Raw genomic sequence first — 20,572 nt, 5'->3', positions numbered from 1 at the left:
AGGAGGGTTCATGAGGGGGATGAGCGTGACCGAGGCGCCCGCCGAGACGGCCGTGCGCCGGGGGCGGCTGCGGCTGGACGGCGTGCGCAAGGTCCTGGGCGGCAAGGAGGTGGTCTCCGCGGTGGACCTGGAGACCGAGCCGGGCGAGTTCCTCACCCTGCTCGGCCCGTCCGGGTGCGGCAAGACCACCACCCTCAACATGATCGCCGGCCACCTGACCGCCGACGGCGGCGTGATCGAGGTGGACGGCGCGGACATCACCGGCACCCCGCCGCACCGCCGCTCCATGGGCATGGTCTTCCAGTCGTACGCGCTGTTCCCGCACATGACGATCGCCGACAACGTGGCGTTCGGGCTGCGCATGCGCAAGGTCGCCGCCGCCGGCCGCAGGAAGCGCGTCGCCGAGGTGCTGGAGATGGTCGGCCTGGACGGCATGGCCGAGCGGCATCCGCGCCAGTTGTCCGGCGGGCAGCAGCAGCGGGCCGCGCTGGCCAGGGCCCTGGTCATCCAGCCGGACCTGCTGCTGCTCGACGAGCCGTTCTCCAACCTCGACGCCCAGCTCCGGGTGCGGCTGCGCGAGGAGGTCGTCTCGCTGCAGCGGCGCATCGGCACCACCACGATCCTCGTCACCCACGACCAGGAGGAGGCGCTGGCGGTATCCGACCGGATCGCGGTCATGGCCGACGGCGTCATCCACCAGCTCGACAGCCCCCAGGAGATCTATCTGCGGCCGGCCGGCGACTTCGTGGCGCAGTTCATCGGCGAGGTCAACGCCCTCGACGGCATCGCGGCGGGCCCGGCCGCAATGGGGTCCGCGGCGGGCCCGGCCGCAATGGGGTCCGCGGCGGGCCCGGCCGCAATGGGGTCCGCTGTGGGCACGTCAGCGGACGGGTATGCCTGTGAGGTCGCGGGCACCACGGTGGCCGCGACCCCGGTGGGTGACCCGCCTGTGGCGGGGGCGGCGGTGCGGGTCTACGTGCGGCCCGAGGTCGTCCGCGTCCAGCGCGAGGGGCCAGGGCTGAAAGGCGTCGTGAGCGAGACGCGCTTTCTCGGCTCGCGGATCCGCTGCGTGGTCGCCACCCCCGCGGGGGACGTGACTGCGGCGCTGCCGTTCGACGCCGAGGTGCCCGCGGTGGGGGAGGAGGTGAGGTGCGCATGGCGGCCGTCGGACGCGTCGCTGGCCGGTCGCTGAGCGGCCCCCGCAGGCGGACGGGCCTGCTGCTCGCGCTGCCCGCCCTCGCGATCTTCGCGCTGCTGTTCGTGGCGCCGCTGTTCACGCTGGTGGCCAACAGTTTCAAGACGCAGACGGGCGCGTTCACGCTGGACAACTACGGGCGTTTCCTCGGCGACCCGTTCTACCGCGACGTGCTGTGGAACACGCTGAAGGTCGCCGGTATGACCACGATCGGCTGCCTTCTCGTCGGCTATCCGTTCGCGCTCTACATGCGTGGCCGCTCCGATCGCGTGCGTAATTGGCTGGCGTTGTTGCTGTTGTCGCCGCTGCTGATCAGCATGGTCATCCGCGCGTACGGGTGGCTGGTCGTGCTCGGGCCGAACGGGCCGATCGCGGCCGTCATCTCCTGGTTCGGCCTGACCCCGCCCCAGATGCTCTACAACGACACGGCCGTGCTCATCGGCATGGTGCACGTGATGCTGGCGTACATGGTGCTGCCCCTCATGGGCAGCCTCGACCGGATCGACCCGACGCTGGTGCCGGCCGCCAAGGGTCTCGGCGCGCCCGCCTGGACGTGCTTCTGGCGGATCACGCTGCCGCTGTCGGCGCCCGGCATGCTGGCAGGAGCGATGATCGTGTTCAGCCTGACGGCCTCCAGCTTCGTCACCCCGGCGATCCTGGGCGGGCCGAAGGTCAAGCTCATGCCGTACTTCGTCTACACGCAGGCGACCACGACGCTCGACTGGCCCTACGCGGCCGCGATCGGGTTCGTGCTGGTGGTCGTGACGACCGGGCTGCTGCTCGGCTACTCGCGCCTGCTGCGCAGGGGCGGCGGGGGAGTGGTGTTCGGATGAGCCGGGTGCTCGGGACGATCTTCGCCTTTCTCGTCGGGCTGTTCCTGCTGGCGCCAATCCTGGTGACCGTGGCCTCCTCGCTCACCACGACGTCCTACGTGACCTTCCCGCCGCGGGGCATCACGCTGCGCTGGTACGCCGAGGTGTTCGGCAAGCCGGAGTTCCTGTCGTCGTTCGCGCTCAGCGCGGGCGTCGCGCTGGCCGCGGCGGCGGTGTCGGCGGTGGTGGGGCTGGCCGGCGGGCTGGCCATCCACCGCTACCGCTTCCCCGGGCGGGGCGCGCTTGAGGCGGTGTTGTCCAGCGCGTTCGCGGTGCCGACGATCGTGCTCGGCATCGGGTTGCTGCAGTGGTTCGCGCAGATGGGGCTGGCCTCGAGCCCGTTCACGCTGCTGCTGGCCCACCTGGTGCTGACCGTTCCGTACGCGGTGCGGCTGGTGCTGGCCGGGCTCGCGGGCCTGGACCGGGCGGCGGAGAAGGCGGCGGCGGGGCTGGGCGCGGCGCCGTTCCTGGTGTTCTGGCACGTCACGCTGCCGGCCGTGCGCGGGGCGCTGATCGGGGGCGCGTTCTTCGCCTTCATCACCTCCTTCGACGACCTGACGGTGGCGTTGTTCGTGGTCACGACCGACCTGCAGACGCTGCCCGTGCGGATCTTCAACTACATGCAGTACGACTACGACCCCACGGTCACCGCGATCGGAACCCTGATGGTGGTGTTCGCCGCGGTCGCCGTCGTGGTCATCGAGCGTTTCGTCGGCGTGGCCAAGCTGTTCGGCGCCGATCAGGAGCACAAGTGAGAGGAGACAGCGTGCGAGTCGTCGTCATCGGCGCGGGGGTGGTCGGAGCCGCGGTCGCGGCCGGCCTCACCCGGCGCGGCGCGCAGGTCACCGTCCTGGAGGCGCGCATCCCGGGGGCCGGTACGACCTCCACGTCGGTCGCGTGGATCAACGCCAACAACAAGGTGCCGAAGGAGTACTTCGACCTCAACCACGCCGCCGTCTGGGCCCACCACCAGCTCCCCGGCGACTGGTTCTTCCCGACGGGCAACCTCGAGTACGCCGTCACCGACGAGCACAAGGAGCTGCTCGAGGCCCGCGTGCGGCGGCTGGTCGGCATGGGCTACCCGGTCGAGCGGGTGACCGCTCGTCGCGCCCTGGCCCTGGAACCCGACCTGGTGCCGCCGCCTCCCGGCGCCGAGTACGTGTTCTTCCCCGTCGAGGCCTACGTCCAGCCGGTGCGGCTGCTGGGCCGCCTGCTCGGCGCGGCCCGCGACGACGGGGCGGCGGTCGAGCTCGGGGCCGAGGCCACCGCGATCGAGTCGTCGTCGTCGGGAGTCAAGGTGACGGTGGCCGACGGGCGGACATTCGCCGCCGACGTCGTCGTGACCTGCGCGGGCCGGTGGAGCGAGCAGGTGGCGGCGCTGGCGGGGGTGACGGTGCCGATGCTGGACCCGCTGGTGTCCGGCAGGATCACCAACGGCTTCCTCGTCACGACGACGCCCGTGCCCGCGCGGCTGTCGCGGGTGCTCACCACGGCCGGGCTCAACCTGCGCCCCGACGGCGGCGGACGGCTGCTGCTGCAGGCGTTGTCGCTGGACGGCCGGGCGGACCCGACGCTCCCGGTGCCGGCCGAGGTGTCGTCGGACATCATGGGCCGGCTGGCCGCCGTGCTGCGCGCCACGGAGGGCGCCGCGGTGGAGCGGGCGGTCGTGGGCCAGCGCGCGATGCCCGGCGACGGGCTCACCGTGGCGGGCTTCGCCGACGCCGGGCGGCGGGTGTACACGGTGGCCACGCACAGCGGGGTGACGCTGGCGCCGCTGCTGATGTCGGAGGTGGCGGGCGAGGTGTTCGGACAGGAGTCGTCGTTGCTGGCGCCGTTCCGTCCCGGCCGTTTCACCGACGGGAGCGCGGGCCCGCCTCCGGCGGCGGCCCGACGCCCAGGACAACAGTGATCTACAATGTAAAGGCCAGAGGTCTGTAGAATCTCACGTTCTGTCACCTCCGGCACTGCCCGGCGCCGAATCGACAGCGACCTTGACATCATGGAGCTGCTCAGCGTGGACTTCGACAAGGGAGGCCTGTCACGCACGCGCGCCATGGTGTCGGCCTCGGCCCGGCGGCTCGGGATGACGGGGGAACGTTTGGGTGATCTTCTCGGGGCGGTCAACGAATGCCTGGTGAACGCGGTCGAGCACGGCGGCGGCCGGGGGCGGCTGCGGATGTGGGAGCGGGACGGACGGCTCGTGTGCGAGGTCGCCGACCGCGGGCCGGGGATCCCCGCCGGGGTGCTGGAGGCGGCGGTGCTGCCCGGGCCGTCGTCCCTGGGCGGGCGCGGCATCTGGCTGACGCGGCGGCTGTCGGACGAGACGGACTACGTGACAGGACCGGGCGGCACGGTCGTGCGGCTGGCCATGGACCTGCTCGTGCCCGCGACCGGCGGCAAGGGCCGGGTCAGACTGGCGGGATCTCCTTGACGAACACGATCCCGTCGGCTTGGTTCACGGTGGCCGGATCGAGGGCGAAGTAGCGGAAACTGGCCGGGACGCGCGCCGTCACGCGGGCGAGGTCCAGGTCGCGGGGGTCGATGACCGAGTATTCGTCCGTGAGCGCGGACAGGACGCCCTCCACGGTGTCCGGGGCGGGCACGTCGTCCCCTTGGGTGCCGAACGTGGAGGCGACGTAGGCGTACTCGTCGCCGAGCGCGGCGCCGACGAGGGCGCCGGCGCTCCACCATTGCTGCGGCATGCCGCCGAAGTGCATCCGGCTCTTGTCCCGCCGCAGGTGGAGGTTGTGGGCGAAGGCCAGGGTGGGTCCGCTGCGGCCGACGATGTCGCCGAGGTAGGCGGCCATCATCGCATCGCGCAGGGCGATGAGGTGCGGCAGACGCGCCGGTGTGGTGTCGGCCATGCCCGCGTGGTAGCGCAGCATGTCGGCGGCGACGCGTCCGTGCAGCCCCGCGCGCCACCAGTCCTCCCGCGAGGTGAGGGCGATCAGGTGCGGCGCGTTGGCCGCGTGCAGCGCGAGCAGGTCATCGGTGATGAGGCGCAGCTCCTTGGCTTCGGGGGAGCGGCCGATGGACTGGGTGGGGTCCAGGGTGGCGTCGGGGTTGGTCCAGCGTTCGTCGGTGCCGAGCAGCCGGTTGACGGTCTCGGCGGCGTGGGGGAGCTCCAGGTGGGCCGCGAGGTAGCCGTGCAGGGTGGTCAGGGGCGTATGGGGGCTGCTGGGGCCGGTGATCTCCAAGGGGCCGTCGAAGCCGTAGAAGCGCAGCCGGTCCTGCGCGGGACGGGTGCGGTTGTGGGCGCGCATCCAGCGGACGAGCTCGCGGTTGGCGGCCGACGCGCCGAGGCCGTGGCTGAACCCGCGGCTCATGACGTCGTCGAGCGTGCCCGTGCCCTCGGTGACGTAGCCGTCGACGATCAGGCCCGCCAGGATGTCGCTCTCGATCGCGATCGAGCGGTAACCCTTGTGCTCGACGAGGTGGCGGAAGAGCTCGTTACGCAGTTCGAGGAAGGCCTCGACGCCGTGCGTGGGCTCGCCGAGGCCGAGCAGGCGGGTGGTGGGGGGCAGGAGCCGGACGATCGCGTCGGGGGTGAAGGGCCGGGCGGCGTTCTGGAGGGAAGCGTTCATACCTTCAACGGTATCGTTGAACTCGCCGTGTAAACTTCTTTGAGGTTTTCTCCCGTTCACAAGGACGTACCTTCAAATGCGATTGCGGCCCATCGATCTGGCGCGCGAGCACGGCCTGTCCACGCAGGCGGTGCGCAACTACGAGGAGGCGGGGATCCTGCCCGGCGCGGAACGCACCCCCAGCGGCTACCGCGCCTACACGTTGCGGCACGTGCGGGCGCTGGGCACGTTCATCGCCCTGATATCCGGGCACGGGCACCAGACGGCGACGTCGATCATGCGGGCGGTGAACGAGGGCGCGGTGGAGGAGGCGCTGCGGCTGATCGACGAGAGCCACGTCCAGCTTCTGGAGGATCGGCGGACGCTCGCGTCCGTGGAGCGGGCGCTCAGGGATCTGGCGCCGCCCGGCCCGCCCGAGCCGGGGGTGACGTTCATCGGGCCGTTGGCGCGCCGGCTCGGGATCCGGCCGGCGACGCTGCGCAAATGGGAACGGGCGGGGCTGGTCAGGCCCCGGCGGGACCCGCAGACCGGGTATCGCGTCTACACCGCCGCCGACGTGCGCGACGCCCGGCTCGCCCACCAGCTCAGGCGGGGCGGGCACCTGCTGGAGCAGATCGCCGAGCTGCTGGAGCGGATCAGGGCGGCGGGCGGGCCGGAGCCGCTGGAGGCCACGTTGGCTGAGTGGCATGACCGGCTGGCCGCACGGGGGCTGGCGATGTTGTCGGGCGCCGCCGCGCTGGACGCGTACGTCCGTGAATCTACAATGTAAAGGCGCGCGGCTTGATTACAGCTGGGTCCGGTCGATCCAGCGGCGCAGGTGGCCGGCGAGCTCGGCCGCCGTCTCCTTCGTCGCGGTCCCGTGGACGGCGAAGAAGGAGACAAGAGGGTCGCCGGCGTCGCAGCGGGCGCACAGGACGATCTCGCGGACGCCTCTGACCTGGCCACCCGATGCGTCGGTCCAGGTGTGGGGGCGGCGCAGGACGGCCAGGACGTCGTCGGCGCGGCAGCGGGGGCAGATCATGATCCGCCGATCGCGGCGACGCCGAGCAGTGCTTTGAGGTCGCCGTAGAGTGCGGGTTCCGGGGCGACCTGGAAGGGCTGGAGGTCGAGCAGCACGCCGGCGGCGCCGTGGCGGTGCAGGCGCACGTGGACGGGCGCCCTGCCGGGGTGGGTGGTCAGGATGTGCTTGAACTCCTGGACGAGTCGTGGGTTGAGCTGGGTTTCCTGGATGGAGATGACTACGGGGGGTTCGGTGTCGGGTTGGGTGACGTTGAGGAGGGTGATCTCCTCGCCGTAGACGCTCATGGTTTCGTCGCGGACGTTGACGCGTCCTCGTACGGAGATGACGTGGTCCTGGGCGAGGGTTTCGCCGTACAGGGTGTAGGTCTTGGGGAAGATGAGGCATTCGACGGAGGCGTCGTGGTCTTCGAGGGTGACGATCGCCCAGGGGCTGCCCTGTTTGGTGACCTTGCGTTGCAGGCCGGAGATGATGCCGCTGATCCGGGTGGCGCCGTCCTGGCGTCCCGAGGCGAGCAGGTCGGCGATGGTGGTGTCGCGGCCCGCGTCCAGGACGCGTTCGGCGCCGTCGAGGGGGTGGCTGGAGACGTAGAGGCCGAGCATTTCGCGTTCGAAGGCGAGCAGGGTGGCGGTGCTCCATTCCCCTTCGGGGATCGTGGTGGAGAAGGCGTCGGTGCGGCCCGGTTCGCCGAACAGGGAGTCCTGGCCGCGGGCTTCGTTCTTTTTGACGTCGATGATGGCGTCGACGGCGTTCTCGTGGATGTCGACGAGGGCTTTGCGGTGGTGTCCGAGGCTGTCGAAGGCGCCGGACTTGGCCAGTGATTCGATGACGCGTTTGTTGCAGACGGTCGCGGGGACTTTGCTGAGGAAGTCGTTGAAGTCGGTGTAGGGGCCCTGGGTTTCGCGGGTGGCGACGATGGCGTCGACGACGCCGGCGCCGACGTTGCGTACGGCTCCGAGGCCGAAGCGGATGTCGGTGCCGACGGCGGCGAAGTTGAGCAGGCTGGCGTTGACGTCGGGGGGCAGGACTTTGATGCCCAGGCGGCGGCAGTCGGAGAGGTAGACGGCCATTTTGTCTTTGTCGTCGCCGATGGAGGTGAGGAGGGCGGCGAGGTATTCCTGGGGGTGGTTGGCTTTGAGGTAGGCGGTCCAGTAGGAGACCAGGCCGTATCCGGCGGTGTGTGATTTGTTGAAGCCGTATCCGCTGAAGGGGACCAGGACGTCCCAGACGGCTTTGATGGCCTCTTCTGAGAAGTCGCGTTCGCGCATGCCGGTGGAGAAGCGGTCCCATTCGGCGTCCAGGACCTCTTTTTTCTTCTTGCCCATGGCGCGGCGCAGCATGTCGGCGGCGCCGAGGGAGTATCCGGCGAGTTGCTGGGCGATGGCCATGACCTGTTCCTGGAAGACGACCAGGTGGTAGGTGTCGCCGAGGATGGGCTGGAGTGCGGTTTCGAGTTCGGGGTGGATGGGTTCGACGGGTTGTTTGCCGGTTTTGCGGAGGGCGTAGTGGGTGTGGGCGTTCATCTCCATGGGGCCGGGCCGGTAGAGGGCGTTGACGGCGGCGATGTCGGTGAACGTGGTGGGCTGCATGAGTTTGAGCAGGACGCGCATGCCGCCGCTGTCGAGTTGGAAGACGCCGAGGGTGTCGCCGCGGGCCAGGAGTTCGTAGGTGGTGGGGTCGTCGAGCGGGACGTCGAAGATGTCGATGTCGATGCCCTTGTTGGCCTGGACTCCGGCGATGGCGTCGCCGATCACGGTGAGGTTGCGCAGGCCGAGGAAGTCCATTTTGAGCAGGCCCATGTCCTCGGCCTGGGTGAAGGGGAAGCCGGTGATGACGGGGCCGTCGGCTTTGGGTTTGGCCAGGGGGATGACGTCGATGAGGGGTTCTGCGGACAGGATGACGCCGGCGGCGTGGATGCCGGTGCCTCGGGTGAGGCCCTCGATGCCGGTGGCGGTGTCGATGACGCGCTTGACGTCGGGGTCCTGCTCATACATCTGGCGGAGTTCGGAGGCTTCGCCGTGGCGGGGGTGCTTTCCGTCGTGGATGGCGGCCAGGGGGATTTCCTTGCCGCCGGCGGCCGCGGGGAAGGCTTTGGTGATGCGGTCGCCGAGGGCGTAGGGCAGGCCGAGGACGCGACAGGAGTCCTTGATGGCGGCTTTTGCCTTGATGGTGCCGAAGGTGACGATCTGGCAGACGCGGTCGTCGCCGTACTTGCGGGTGACGTAGTCGATCATTTCGTCGCGTCGGCGGTCGTCGAAGTCGAGGTCGACGTCCGGCATGGTGATGCGTTCCGGGTTGAGGAAGCGTTCGAAGATGAGTTGGTGCTCGATGGGGTCGAGCTGGGTGATGCCGGTGCAGTAGGCGACCATGGAGCCGGTGGCGGAGCCGCGTCCCGGGCCGAGGCCGATGCCGTTGTCGCGGGCGTGGCGGCAGATGTCGGCCACGACGAGGAAGTAGCCGGGGAAGCCCATGGTGTCGATGACGGACAGTTCGTAGTCGATGCGGTCGAGGACCTCCTGCGATGGCCGGCCGCCGTAGCGGTGGTGCGCTCCGGCGAGGGTTTCCCTGCGCAGCCAGGTGGATTCGTTCTCGCCTTCCGGGACGGGGAAGCGCGGGGTCAGGTCGCGGTGGGCGAAGACCTCGTCGTAGTCGCCGACGCGTTCGGCGATGAGGAGGGTGTTGTCGCAGGCGCCGGGCACTTCGGCGTCCCATTGGGCGCGCATCTGCTCGGCCCGCTTGATGAAGTAGCCGCTGCCGCTGAACCGGAAGCGGTCGGGGTCGGCCAGTCGTTTGCCGGTGCCGACGCACAGCAGCACGTCGTGCGCACGGGCCTGGTCCTCGGTGACGTAGTGGGAGTCGTTGGTGGCCAGGGGCGGGAGGCTGAGCTGTTTGCCGAGTTTGAGGAGGTCGTCGCGGACGCGGCGTTCGATGGGCAGGCCGTGGTCCATGAGTTCCAGGTAGTAGTTGCCGGGGCCGAAGATGTCGCGGTGGCGGGCGGCGGCCTCGATGGCCTGGTCGTATTGGCCGAGTCGGAGTCTGGTCTGCACTTCGCCGGAGGGGCAGCCGGTGGTGGCGATGATGCCGTGGTGGTGTTCGGCGAGCAGCTCCTCATCCATACGTGGATATTTCTGGACATGCCCTTCCAGCCATGCCCGTGACTGCAGGCGGAACAGATTGCGCAGCCCCCTGGCGTCGGCCGCCCACATCGTCATGTGGGTGTAGAGGCCGCGCCCTGAGACGTCGCCGCCCTCGCCGGTCTCGTCGTTGGAGCGGCGCAGCGCGAGGTTGTCGCTGTAGTAGACGGGCTGGCGGTGGCGCCGGGAGGCGGGGGCGACATAGCTCTCGATGCCGATGATGGGCTTGATGCCCGCCTTGCGCGCCGTCTGGTAGAACTCGTACGCGCCGTGCACGTTGCCGTGGTCGCTCATCGCCACGGCCGGCATCCCCTGCCGGGCCACCTCCTCCATCAGCAGGCCGACCTTGGCGGCGCCGTCGAGCATGCTGTACTCGGTGTGCACGTGAAGATGCACGAAAGACCCCACCGGAACCACGCCCCCTGGTTGTAGTCTGAGCTGCGAACCCGAGCATTCGACACGAGAGCAGGCCCTGTTGTCCAACAATCGACACACCGATACGCCACAACCGGTGGTTGTCGAGGGAGCTCCGGCGGATCTGGACCTCGGGGCGGTGCGCGCCTTCGTCGCCGTTACCGAGGACCGCTACTTCAGCGAGGCCGCGGCCCGGCTGGGGATCAGCCAGCAGGCCGTCTCCAAGCGGATCGCCAAGCTGGAGGCCGACCTCGGCGTGCGGCTGTTCTACCGCTCGCGCAACGGGGCCGCCCTCACCGATGACGGCCGGGTGTTCCTGCACCAGGCGCGTGCCCTCGTCGGCATCGCCGACCAGGCGCTCGACATGCTGCGCGGCCGGCGGCGGGCGCTGCGGGTCGACGTGCTGGACACGCGGCTGTCGTCGGTCGACCTGGTCCAGGCCTTCCACGAGAGCGAGGACGCCGACATCGACGTCACCACCTCCAACGGGCTCAGATCGGCCCGCGGGGCGCTCGTGCGCGGCTCCGTGGACGCCGCGTTCGCCCGCGTCAGCGGGCCCCTGGAGGAGGACCTGCGGTCCGTGCCCGCCTGCCTGGAACCGCTGCACCTTCTGGTCGACCGCGACCACCCCCTCGCCTCCCTGCGGGAGGTGGAGATGGAACGGCTGTCGGGGTCGGCCGTGTGGATGCCCGGCAACGCCTCCGGGAGCGAATGGGCGGAGTACTACCGCCTGTTCGGCGCCGCGTTCGACCTCCGGATCGACGACAGAGGGCCCGACTTCGGGTGGGACCACTTCGTCAAGGAGATCGGCGCCGGCGGACGCATCGGGATCGTAGGGGAAACGTGCCGGGTGCCGTGGCATCCGCGCACGGTCCGGATTCCCCTCATCGAGCCCTGGCCCGTGTACCCGTCCTCGCTGCTGTGCCACCGGCAGAACCATCATCCGGTGCTGGCGCGGCTCATCCAGTTCGTCGAGGGGAGGTTCCGGCCGTTCGATCCGGGACGGCAGTGGCTGCCGGAGGTCGATCGCGCGGCCTTCACGGGCACGTACTGACAACCGGGCGGAGGGCCGCGATCCTCATCGCCCGGCCCCGAACCGTTCTCGAACATCGTTCTGAACCGCCGAACGCGGTGGCGTGGCCGCCTTGCCGGTGGACGGTTCCAGCGTGGCGTCCGCTTTCTCGCATGAGGGCGCTGCTCCCAGATGTGATATGATCATTTTGTCATGAATAGTCATGACATCTCGCCGCCGCACATGGTGCTCGCAGGCGACCCCGACAGCCCCGCCGCACGCTTCGTCGCGGCCATGAACGCCGGCGACTCACAAGCCCTCGACCACATCTACGAGGACGACGGCATCCTCGTCCCGGTCCCTGGCCACCCCGTCAGCGGCTCCGCACGCCTGGCTGCCAACCAGCACATGCAGAGCTTCGGACTGCCCATCGAGGCGCGGCTCAGGCACGTGTACGTGGCGGGCGACATCGCACTGCTCATCGTCGACTGGTCCATGCGCGGCACCGCCCGCGACGGCACCGAGATCGACATGAGCGGCACCGCCACCGACGTGGTCCGGCGTGGCGCCGACGGCCAATGGCGCTACGTCATCGACAACCCCCACGGCACCGCCTGACCTCCGCACCGATCCAGGCGGCCCTCCCTCACCGCACCTCCGGGCAGGGCCGCCTGGCCGCGCCCGAGTTTTGTCGTGGGCGATCGATAGTGTCCCGGCATGGCTGACGTGGCGGTGGCGCATCGGTGCGCCGGATCTTCTGATGCTCCTCGGAGCGGACGTTCGGCGAGCCCCGCCGGACACGGCCATCCGGCGGCCGTGCCGGGCCTGGGGGCGGCGGGTCGTCGCGGTCCGGCTATCTTCCGGTGGCACTCCGCCAGGCTCGGCGCGATCAGGCCATGTCATGTCGTTGGGTGCCGGGTCCGCCTCCAACAGCTTGTTCGGGGCTACTGGGAGGTCGGCGGGTGAACGCCTGGGAAGACCTGGTCAAACTCATTGAGGCCGCCGACACCCCGGGCACTGTCCGTCTGGTGAGCGAGCTCGACGCAGTCGGCCGCAAGGAGGTGGCGACACGCCTGCCCAGCTATCTGGCCCGGCACCGTTCGGTCGGCTCGCCCGAACATCGGCCGTCCCTGGCCCGGTACGGTTCGGCCGATTCGCTTGAACGTCGTCCGTCCCTGGACCGGCAGAGTTCGGCTGGCTCGCTTGAACGCCGGTCGCCACGCCGTGAGCGGCTCGTGCCGTTGCTGCTGGCGGGCGTGGGGTGTTTGAGCGGGGCGTCGGCGGTGACGGCGTGGATGTTCAGGCGCGAGTTCCAGCGGATCAGCAGTGACGACCGCATACTCGAGCTGCTGCGTTCGCGTCCGGAACCGTGGCGGGCGAACGTCGCGCGCCGCATCGTCGCACGACTTCGGCTGCCTTATTTGCGACATTGGGGAGTGGCCGCCGCGCTTGTTCGTGAGACGGGCATCGAACCGCCGGACAGCGACCCATTCGTGGTCGGCTGGCTGCGCGCGCTGGAGCCGCTGACGGCGGGCAGAGATCCGCTGCTCGGCGTGCTCGGGCCACGCCTCTTCGACGTCGACGCCCTGGACGAGGCCCTGCCGTACCAGGTGGGGACGATCGTCCGGCTGGTGGAGGACGGTCTGCTCGATCGGGCGGCCGTCATCGACGGGCTGGTCTGCCGGCTGCTGCGTGACGGGCCGAACGCCTTGAGCGCTCTCGTCACCCTGCACGACCGGCTCAACCTCGACATCGACGAGTCGGCGGCGCGGGCCGGCGACTACGCGGGCATGCTGGCGGCCGGTCCGGTGGCGGTGGCCGACATGGCGCTGGCGCAGGTGCGGCGGCTGGAGGAGGCCGGGCTGCTGGCGGAGGGGTTGTTCACGGAGGCGATGGGCGCGCTGGCGTCCCGGCCGGAGAAGAAGCTGCTGCGGGCCGCCGTCTCATGGGCGGGTGACGCGGTGCTGCGTGAGGTGAGCAGGGTGGATGGCGTGCTGCGCGCCATGTCGCCGATCTTCACGCAGGACACACCTGCGCTGCAGGAACGGGCCGTACGCCTGGTCGTCAAGCTGGCCCCACAGGCGGGTGAGTCCGGCAGGCAAGCGGTCAGGCAGGCGGCCCGGGGGCTGGCTGCCGACCTGCGGGAGGAGATCTCGGCCGCATACGGAGCCGACATCGTGGCGGCGGGGTCCGTCGCGCCGCTGCCGTCGGCTGGTGACGGCCCGTGGCTACCTTCGCTGGCCGCCCCGCTGCCGTCGGCCGGTGATGGGCTGTGGCTACCTTCGCCCGTCGCCACGCTGCCGTCGGCCGGTGACGGGCCGTCGCTGCCGCCGCCCGTCGGCTCGCCGGAGGAGCTCGCGCATGAGGTCGCGCTCTTCGGCTGGCCGCCGGACGTCTACACGTTCGAACGCCTTCTGGCCGGTCTGGCCGAGTGGTCGCACCGGGCTCCCGAGGCGCTGCGCGAGGCGCTGCGGCGTCCTGGGTGGCAGCCGTTCGACCCGCACTTGTTCGGGCACGGCAGCCGCGAGGTTCACGAGGGGGTCATCGAGGGGGTGCGCCGGGCGTTCCTGGCGTTCTTCGCCCCCGCGGTCAGCAGCACGCTGACCGGGGAGGCCACGTCCAAACGTCACCGTCCGACGGGGTACGCCGCCTTCGACCGGCTCTACCTGCGCCGTGCTCTGGAGCTGGTCGCGCCGTTCGAGGCGGGCTCGGGCTATCCGGTCCTGCTGGCCACGCCCACGTCGGGCACCGGCCACCTCGATCCTGGCGTGCTGCTCGACCGGCTCGAACGCCTGGAAGCCGCCGGGGTGGAGGCCCTGCCCGCCGATCTGGCCCAGGCGCTGCTCCGGCTGCCGCGCGCGTTCGCCGACGCTGACGTCCGGCGGGCGAAGAGCCTGCGGTCGTGGGCGGGCCTGAGGTGTGCGGCCTGGATGCGGAGTGGCGGGCTGGCCGATCCGGAGGTGGCCGTGTCCGTGCGCGGGAACGCGGGCCGGGGCTTCCGTGGGCTCGAGGCCGCGCTCACCCTGCGCCCTGGGGCCGCAGAACCGCCTGACTTCGTCGCGGAGCTGCTGGAGACCCGGTCCGGTCACTCGTACACGCTGACCTGGTGGCCGCTCGTGATGCCTTCGCATCGGGAGATCGTGTCCGCTCACCTGGCCTGTTACCTACCCCATTCGATGGAGGCCCTCGACCGGCAGACGCAGGCGCTGGCCGGCCTGGCCCACGGTGATGGGCCGCTGGGGGAGGGGGCGGCGTACGCGCTGGTGTGCGGCATGGGCCACATGAACGCCGGCGCCCGCGCCGCCGCCACGGATGCCCTCCTGACGCTGGCCGCGCGCGGGCAGGTGCCGGTGGCGGCGCTGGGCGAGGCGGTTTCCACGCTGGTCGGCGCCGACGTCGTCAAGCTCAACCGGGTCGTGGCGGTGCTGGACGACGCCACGCAGGCGGGGGCGCACGAGGCGGTGTGGGCGGTGATCGTGGGGGCGTTGCCGGGGTTGCTGCCGAAGGACGGGGAGTCGCCGCGTGCCGGGTCAGCCGACCTGCTGGCGGCGGGGGCCAGGGCGGCGAGAATCGCGGGGGCGCGGGCGGAGCTGCCGGAGGTGGCGGCGATCGCGGCCCGCAAGGGGTCGAGCAGGCTCGTCCAGGAAGCGCGGCGGTTATGTCGGATCGCCTTGATCGAGAGTTAGAAATCTACAATGTAAAGGCGCTGGGGTAGTGCAAAATCCTGATTCCCAAACTCAAACCCCAAACACCGAGGAAGAAGCCATCGTCCAGGTGCTCTGGAGTGTGGGATGAGCGCAAACGGTGGTGACACGGCGGCTGAGGAGCCCTGCAGAGCAGGCGCCAGTCGGACACCTCCCGTCGGTCATGTTCCGTCACCGATGGGCCGGGGCGCCGGATACGAAGGCGAGGATGCCTCAGGGCTATGCCGAGTTGGTGTCCCGGTGGCTGTGGTCCTACGTCCCGGCACCGTCGATGACCTCGTTTGGTGGCTCGGCGGGACCAAGTCCGCAGTCCGCACCGCGCTGGACGACATCGGCGCGCAGCGGGTGTCCCTGGAGGACCCAGTTATTCGACAGTGCGGGCAACGCCGGGACCACCGCTTGGGTCGATGGACGCGTCGTCGGTGCATGGGTGCAGGATCCCGGCGGTGTGGTCGAGTTGCGCCTGCTTGATGACGATGTCCCGCCGCAGGCCCGCGAGGTGTTGGCGGCCGAAGCGCGGCGGCTCAGCGCGTGGCTCGACGGCCAGCGGGTGTTCACCGTCTACCCTTCACCGGCCATGCAGCCCGGCGCGGGGCGTTGACGCAAAGGGGCCGCGGGTGGGCCGGGGCCTGGGCCCGCTGCTCCGGGCGCCCGGTTCTACGCCCCCTGAAGATCGTTGCGCGGGTTACGGGGGCTCTTGGGTGCCGGCGGTGAGGCGTCGTCCCCGGGCGCGCATGTAGGCGATGGCTTCCGGTGGGCCGTGGACCACAACGGGGGCCTCGAGGGCTCCGATGCAGAAGGTGGCCCAGCCCAGGGAGTCGGTGGCGATCTCCACCCGGCATGAGGTGTCGTCGATGGGTTCCACCGTCCCGTAGTGCGAGATCTCCTTCCGCACCCTTTCGGCGGGGGCTCCGACCGTGGCGCGGACGGGATACCTGGCGGGCATCGCCCTGATCCGGGTGCGCACGTATTCGACGGGATCATCGGCGGGCAGGGGGCGGAGGTCGTGCCGGTGCGGCTCGCATCACCGTGGCACGCGTGGACATCACCGATGTCGCCTCGTTGACGACCCTCGCCCTGGCCTGCCGCGACACCGAGACGGTGGGGTTCGCCTACCGCACCCGCACTGGTCATACCGCGGCCAGGACAGTCCACCCGCACCACATCGTCCGCGTCGAGAACCGCCTGTACCTCATCGCCTGGGACCTCGACCGGGCCGACTGGCGCACCTTGCGCGTCGACGTTCCGCTCAAATCAAACGTCCTCTTGGCGGGTTGCCTTGGAGAAGATCGTCACCAGTTCGTCCGCGTACACGTCGAGGTCGACGTCTTCGGCCGAGGACGTCAGCTGGTGGGCGCCGTCAATGGCCTGCAAGATCGCCAGTGCCATGGCCGAGGAGGAGAACGGCCGGAAGTCACCGCTTTGCTGGCCCCATTCGAGAATGCTCGCCAAGCCCCGGAGACGTGGCTGCGCGGCGCTGGATTCGGGCTTGGCGGTCAGGCTCTGGGTCCTGGCGTGTAAGACGATGCCCAAGACGGCGGCCATGTCCTGCCGGTTCTCACCGATGAAGGCGAGATTGCCCCGGATGAAGGCTTCGAGTTGGGCAGGGGGCGTATCGGCTTCGGCGATGATGGCCGTCATGTATTCGGCCGCGCGAGAGTAGACCGATGTGAGCACCTCGGCGACGAGTTCGTCGCGGCCGGTGAAGTGGTAGGAGATGAGGCTGCGGCTGATATTGGCCCGGCGAGCGATCTCCTCGAAGGACGCTTTGCCGTACCCGATGTCGGCGATCGTCTCGATCGCGCACCGCACGATCTGGGTCCGGCGGGCCGTCTCGGTGAAGGTGCGCCCCTTCTGAACAAGCTGTTGATCCTTTGACGGCATGGTCAAAACATTAGCAAGGGTGCCAGCATGGGTTCCATGGAGCTGGCACTGGAACTCACAGGGTTATCGATGACATTCGCCGGTCGCACCGTGGTGCACGGCATAGGGCTGCGGGTGCCGAGCGGCACGTTCTTCGGGTTGGTGGGGCCGAACGGCGCGGGCAAGACGACGTCGCTGTCCATGGCGACCGGCCTGCTACGGCCGCAGGCGGGCACCGTGCGGGTCTTCGGGGTGGATCTCTGGCGCGATCCCGCACGTGCCAAGGCGATGCTCGGGGTGCTGCCCGACGATCTGGCGCTGCCCGAACGTCTGACCGGGCGTGAGGTGCTGACCTATCTAGGACTGCTGTACGGGATGGACAAGCAGGTCGTGGCCGAGCGGGCACAGGAGTTGCTGGCGCTGCTGGGCTTGCTGGAGGCCGAACGGACACCGGTGGCCGGCTACTCGGCGGGTATGCGCAAGAAGATCGGGCTGGCGACAGCGCTGCTGCACGGGCCACAACTCCTCGTGCTCGACGAGCCGTTCGAGGCTGTGGATCCGGTGTCCGCCGCCACGATCAGGGCGATCTTGCGGCGGTTCGTCGACTCCGGCGGCTCAGTGGTGGTGTCGAGTCACGAGATGGCGCTGGTCGAGCGGTTGTGTGATCACGTCGCGGTCATCGTCGACGGAAAGGTCGCCGCCGCGGGTTCGTTGCATCAGATACGCGGCGCGGGCAGCCTCGAGGACGCCTTCATCCGCCTGGCCGGCGCCGAGAACACGGTGACAGGAGGGCTGTCGTGGCTGTCGTCCTGACCCGCATGCGGCTGCTGCTGCTGTGGCGCGTCACGAACGGCGTGCTGATCGCCGGTGTGGTGGCGGGCCTTCTCCTCGCCCTGGCCACCGTCATCTTCGGTGTCTCCGCGGACGTCCTCGCCGCGGCGTTCGCCGTGTGGGCGCTCGGCTGGCTGATCGGGCCGCTGTTCACCGGCGGCGGCGACGGAGGCCTGCGCCCCGAGTACTTCACCCGGCTGCCGATGACAGCGCGCGGGCTTGCCACCGGGCTGCTGGCCGCCGCGTTCGCGGGCCCGGGACCGGTGATCACGGCGGTGGCGTTCGCCTCATTGGTCGTTTTCGGCGCTCGCCTCGGGGGGCTTGCCGGCCTGGTCGCGGTGCCCGCCGCGGCCGCGCAACTCGTGCTGGTGGTCCTCGCCTCGCGGGTGGTCGTGGGCCTGCTCGGCGAGGTGATGCGTACCCGGCTCGGCGCGGCGCTCGTGGCGCTGCCGTGGGCGGCGGCCATCGCCGCGGCGTCCAACATCGGCATCGTCGCGCTCGCGCTCGCGCGCTATGACGTGGACGTCAGCCGCTGGCTGCTCGTCTTTCCCCCCAACTGGGGGATCGTCGCGGTGCAGGCGGCGGCGAGGGCCGACTGGCTTGTGTGCGTCAGCGCGTTGATCGGCCTCGCGCTCTTGATCGTCATGCTGCTGGCCGCCTGGGCCCGGCTGCTCGATCGGCGCATGAGCGGCGTTCTCGCGCGCCGGACCCGGCACCCGGCCGGCGACGGGCTCCTGGTGCGGCACCTGCCCGCGACCCCGCTCGGCGCGGTCGCGGCCAAGGAACTGCGCGAGTGGTCGCGGGACACCCTGCGCTCCTACCACTGGTACTTCGCGATCGCGTTCGGCCTGTTCCTGTGCCTGATGCCGCTGGCTGTCGATCTCACCTGGTACCTGCCGTGGACCGGCGTCGTGGTCACTTGGATGGCGGCGGCCGGAGCTGCGACGCTCTTCAGCACCGACGGCACCGCTCTGTGGCTGACCCTGATGCGGCCGGGCGCGGAGCGGACGGACGTGCGCGGTCGGCAGATCGCCTGGCTGCTGAAGGTGGCTCCCCTGAGCATCGTGGCCACCGTCGCCGGAACCGGTCTGTCAGGGCTCGCTTGGGCCTGGCCGCCCGTACTGGCCCTGCAGGCCGTCGCGCTCGGCGCCGGCGCCGGCCTCGCGGTCCTGCTGTCGGTGATGGCACCGGTCCGGATGCCGGACGCGCATCGCCGCACTGGAAACGCCGCCGCCGACGGCGCGAACATCGTCGGGCTGGTCTGGGCGATGATCGGCCTCATCGCCGCGTGCGCGCTGCCGTCGGCCGCTGCCGTCGCCGCCGGTCATCTCCTGAACCTGATCGCGTTGCAGTGGGCCGGCGTGGCACTCGCCGTCGTGACCGGAGTCGGTTACGCATGGCTGTTCGGCCGGATCGCCTATCGCCGGCTGCAGACAGCGGGTCCGGAACTGCTGTTGCGGCTGCGCACCGGCCGGTCCGCCACGACCGGGCGACCCGCCGTCCCACTGCCGGGCCACGGCCGGCGCAGGCTCCTGATCGGGCTGTGCTTGGGGACTGCTTGGACTCCGCTGTTGTCCGCGGTGCTGTCCCTCGTCAACCTGGCGACCCGCACACCGAGCCGTACCTTCTGGACCTTCCCCCTCGGCCTCCCGCCCGTGCTGCAGGTTCCGACCATTGTCATTCTCGCCGCGGCCGCGCTCGTGCTGTACGTGATCGCGATCCGCACGCTGCTGACACTCCTGCATGCGCGCGCCCAGCCGGCGTCCAGCGTCGCCGTACCCGCTGACTCCCACACCACCCGGTAGACCACTGGGTCACGAGCCGTCCGCACCAGCAGCACCTGATCATCGTCAGGCTCGACTCGATACCCGGCTTTCACCGGATCGACCTGATACCGCGTGAGCTGCGGCCCGCGCTGGGGGCCGAGGTGGTCTTCTACGCCCGCGGCGGCGAGGACCGCGACGCCATCGTGGCCGGCCTGGCCGCCCGGCGCGGCCTGGCGGACTACGATCCACGATGCACGGGCCGCACGATCCACGTCGACAGCATCGACGGCGACAAGGCCGTGTGCACGGTCCTCACCAACAGCGACGCCACGCAGCGGGACCTGGACGCCTACACGAAGCCGGGCCGCAACCCGAGCGGGCCGATCCTGCGGGACACCCGCGGCAAGGTCGGCCGCATCTCGCTGTCCCGCTTCCGCCCCACCTGCACCGGCTACACGACGTCGACCGCGTCGACGCTCTCGACCCGGCCGCCTGGCACGCCGCGGCGACCTGGCTGCAAAGCCTGAAGACCGCCGAGACCCGCCGCACCTACCTGGCCGCCCTGTCCGGGTTCCTGGCCTGGGTGAACACGCTGGACGCCCACCGACGCCCGGCCGGGCTGCTGGCCGTCACCGAGGACCATCTGCAGGCATACAAGGACGACGCGTTGAACGGGCGGCTGCGCCACGGCGTGCGCGAGCCCGGCGCCCCGCTGGCGGCCAACACCCCCGACCTGGAACTCGGCGGGCACGTCGCCTACCAGCTCGAAGCCGACTTCACCGCCGAGACGAGTAGCGAACCGGGAGACGCCCCGACATGATCTCTGCGCGCAGTTCGTTCCAGCGCCACCCCTGGGCACCCCCCTGAAGCCGCCTGGACAGTCCCCCGAGGCCGGGCGGAGCTACGGTGTTCCGCCCGGCCTCGGGTTGGGTTATGGGCAGTTGCCGATGTCGCTTTCGGAGGAAGCCAGGACGACGTTGGTCTTGGCCAGGCCGAGGGCGTCGACGGCGATGTGGACGGCGTTGACGGTCAGGCCCTTGTCGGGGGTGGTGAATGCGATCTGCTCGTTGAGGACGAGCTTAACGACGCCGACGTTGACCGTGGTGTTGGGTTGGATATTGGTGGGTTCTGCGATGACCACCGTGTTGCCGACCTTGAGGAAGGCGATCGTGGTGGTTC

At 70.3% G+C, this 20,572-nt stretch carries 20 protein-coding genes and 1 pseudogene; 15 read left to right on the top strand and 6 right to left on the bottom strand.

Going from position 1 to position 20,572, the window contains the following annotated elements; translation table 11 throughout:
* Positions 1 to 10 precede the first annotated feature (10 nt).
* From ACFOY2_RS06590 to ACFOY2_RS06570, 5 genes are all read left to right on the top strand, one after another.
* Entirely contained in the window at positions 11 to 1,192 is a 1,182-nt protein-coding gene (locus tag ACFOY2_RS06590) for an ABC transporter ATP-binding protein (protein WP_379527028.1), read from the top strand.
* Entirely contained in the window at positions 1,156 to 2,028 is an 873-nt protein-coding gene (locus tag ACFOY2_RS06585; protein ID WP_379527027.1) for an ABC transporter permease, read from the top strand. The genes ACFOY2_RS06590 and ACFOY2_RS06585 overlap by 37 nt, the downstream gene beginning before the upstream one ends.
* Positions 2,025 to 2,822 carry an ABC transporter permease gene (locus tag ACFOY2_RS06580; RefSeq protein ID WP_379527026.1) on the top strand — a complete coding sequence of 266 codons (798 nt, stop codon included), beginning with the start codon at positions 2,025 to 2,027 and terminating at the stop codon, positions 2,820 to 2,822. Before ACFOY2_RS06585 ends, ACFOY2_RS06580 begins: the two co-directional genes overlap by 4 nt.
* Before the next feature lie 11 nt (positions 2,823 to 2,833).
* Positions 2,834 to 3,976, top strand: a complete 1,143-nt coding sequence (locus ACFOY2_RS06575; protein WP_379527025.1) for an NAD(P)/FAD-dependent oxidoreductase — start codon at positions 2,834 to 2,836, stop codon at positions 3,974 to 3,976.
* Positions 3,977 to 4,066: 90 nt separating this feature from the next.
* Positions 4,067 to 4,498 carry an ATP-binding protein gene (locus ACFOY2_RS06570; protein ID WP_379527024.1) on the top strand — a complete coding sequence of 144 codons (432 nt, stop codon included), beginning with the start codon at positions 4,067 to 4,069 and terminating at the stop codon, positions 4,496 to 4,498.
* Here the strand turns inward: ACFOY2_RS06570 and ACFOY2_RS06565 are convergent.
* Positions 4,476 to 5,651 carry an erythromycin esterase family protein gene (locus tag ACFOY2_RS06565; RefSeq protein ID WP_379527023.1) on the bottom strand — a complete coding sequence of 392 codons (1,176 nt, stop codon included), beginning with the start codon at positions 5,649 to 5,651 and terminating at the stop codon, positions 4,476 to 4,478. The two genes, ACFOY2_RS06570 and ACFOY2_RS06565, sit on opposite strands and share 23 nt — an antisense overlap.
* A 76-nt stretch (positions 5,652 to 5,727) precedes the next feature.
* Between ACFOY2_RS06565 and ACFOY2_RS06560 the strand changes: the two genes are divergently transcribed.
* Positions 5,728 to 6,420, top strand: coding sequence for a TioE family transcriptional regulator (locus ACFOY2_RS06560; protein WP_379527022.1), 693 nt, complete (start codon positions 5,728 to 5,730; stop codon positions 6,418 to 6,420).
* A 15-nt stretch (positions 6,421 to 6,435) separates the two neighbouring features.
* On the opposite strand, the gene ACFOY2_RS06555 is transcribed toward ACFOY2_RS06560, so the two are convergent.
* Together ACFOY2_RS06555 and dnaE are read right to left on the bottom strand one after the other, a co-directional pair.
* Entirely contained in the window at positions 6,436 to 6,672 is a 237-nt protein-coding gene (locus ACFOY2_RS06555) for a DUF6300 family protein (protein WP_379527021.1), read from the bottom strand.
* Entirely contained in the window at positions 6,669 to 10,199 is a 3,531-nt protein-coding gene (gene dnaE, locus ACFOY2_RS06550) for a DNA polymerase III subunit alpha (RefSeq protein ID WP_379527020.1), read from the bottom strand. The genes ACFOY2_RS06555 and dnaE overlap by 4 nt, the downstream gene beginning before the upstream one ends.
* A gap of 115 nt (positions 10,200 to 10,314) precedes the next feature.
* Here dnaE and ACFOY2_RS06545 point away from each other — a divergent pair, with 115 nt between their 5' ends.
* The 4 genes from ACFOY2_RS06545 to ACFOY2_RS06530 all read left to right on the top strand — a co-directional run bounded on the left by ACFOY2_RS06545 (position 10,315) and on the right by ACFOY2_RS06530 (position 15,534).
* Complete coding sequence (locus ACFOY2_RS06545; RefSeq protein ID WP_379527019.1) at positions 10,315 to 11,271, top strand: LysR family transcriptional regulator; 957 nt, start codon at positions 10,315 to 10,317, stop codon at positions 11,269 to 11,271.
* A 171-nt stretch (positions 11,272 to 11,442) separates the two neighbouring features.
* A complete protein-coding gene (locus tag ACFOY2_RS06540) occupies positions 11,443 to 11,847 on the top strand; it encodes a YybH family protein (RefSeq protein WP_379527018.1) in 405 nt (134 codons plus the stop codon).
* Between the two features lie 344 nt (positions 11,848 to 12,191).
* On the top strand, positions 12,192 to 14,915 hold the full coding sequence (locus tag ACFOY2_RS06535) for a hypothetical protein (protein WP_379527017.1): 2,724 nt from the start codon (positions 12,192 to 12,194) through the stop codon (positions 14,913 to 14,915).
* A 448-nt stretch (positions 14,916 to 15,363) separates the two neighbouring features.
* On the top strand, positions 15,364 to 15,534 hold the full coding sequence (locus ACFOY2_RS06530; protein ID WP_379527016.1) for a hypothetical protein: 171 nt from the start codon (positions 15,364 to 15,366) through the stop codon (positions 15,532 to 15,534).
* Between the two features lie 84 nt (positions 15,535 to 15,618).
* On the opposite strand, the gene ACFOY2_RS06525 is transcribed toward ACFOY2_RS06530, so the two are convergent.
* Positions 15,619 to 15,900, bottom strand: a complete 282-nt coding sequence (locus tag ACFOY2_RS06525) for a hypothetical protein (protein WP_449290129.1) — start codon at positions 15,898 to 15,900, stop codon at positions 15,619 to 15,621.
* A 62-nt stretch (positions 15,901 to 15,962) separates the two neighbouring features.
* On the opposite strand from ACFOY2_RS06525, the pseudogene ACFOY2_RS06520 reads away from it, so the two are divergent.
* Positions 15,963 to 16,163: pseudogene (locus ACFOY2_RS06520) on the top strand (WYL domain-containing protein); the annotation flags it as partial.
* A gap of 24 nt (positions 16,164 to 16,187) precedes the next feature.
* On the opposite strand, the gene ACFOY2_RS06515 reads toward ACFOY2_RS06520, so the two are convergent.
* Positions 16,188 to 16,817, bottom strand: coding sequence for a TetR/AcrR family transcriptional regulator (locus tag ACFOY2_RS06515; RefSeq protein WP_379527015.1), 630 nt, complete (start codon positions 16,815 to 16,817; stop codon positions 16,188 to 16,190).
* A gap of 69 nt (positions 16,818 to 16,886) precedes the next feature.
* Between ACFOY2_RS06515 and ACFOY2_RS06510 the strand changes: the two genes are divergently transcribed.
* The 4 genes from ACFOY2_RS06510 (at position 16,887) to ACFOY2_RS06495 (ending at position 20,213) form a co-directional block, all read left to right on the top strand.
* Positions 16,887 to 17,609 (top strand): ABC transporter ATP-binding protein, encoded by a 723-nt coding sequence (locus ACFOY2_RS06510; RefSeq protein ID WP_379527014.1) that lies wholly within the window; start codon positions 16,887 to 16,889, stop codon positions 17,607 to 17,609.
* A complete protein-coding gene (locus ACFOY2_RS06505; RefSeq protein ID WP_379527013.1) occupies positions 17,594 to 19,432 on the top strand; it encodes a hypothetical protein in 1,839 nt (612 codons plus the stop codon). The genes ACFOY2_RS06510 and ACFOY2_RS06505 overlap by 16 nt, the downstream gene beginning before the upstream one ends.
* 122 nt (positions 19,433 to 19,554) lie before the next feature.
* On the top strand, positions 19,555 to 19,920 hold the full coding sequence (locus ACFOY2_RS06500) for a hypothetical protein (RefSeq protein ID WP_379527012.1): 366 nt from the start codon (positions 19,555 to 19,557) through the stop codon (positions 19,918 to 19,920).
* Positions 19,921 to 19,976: 56 nt separating this feature from the next.
* Positions 19,977 to 20,213: a hypothetical protein gene (locus ACFOY2_RS06495; protein WP_379527011.1), complete on the top strand. Its 237-nt coding sequence runs from the start codon at positions 19,977 to 19,979 to the stop codon at positions 20,211 to 20,213.
* 111 nt (positions 20,214 to 20,324) lie between these two features.
* Here ACFOY2_RS06495 and ACFOY2_RS06490 read toward each other — a convergent pair.
* On the bottom strand, positions 20,325 to 20,572 hold a 248-nt coding region (locus ACFOY2_RS06490), incomplete at its 5' end, for a choice-of-anchor P family protein (protein WP_379527010.1).

The organism is Nonomuraea purpurea (assembly GCF_042650645.1).
GTDB classification, from domain to species: Bacteria; Actinomycetota; Actinomycetes; order Streptosporangiales; family Streptosporangiaceae; genus Nonomuraea; species Nonomuraea purpurea.
The sequence above is the reverse complement of the archived record's forward strand: the minus strand, read 5'-3'. Positions and strand labels throughout refer to the sequence as shown.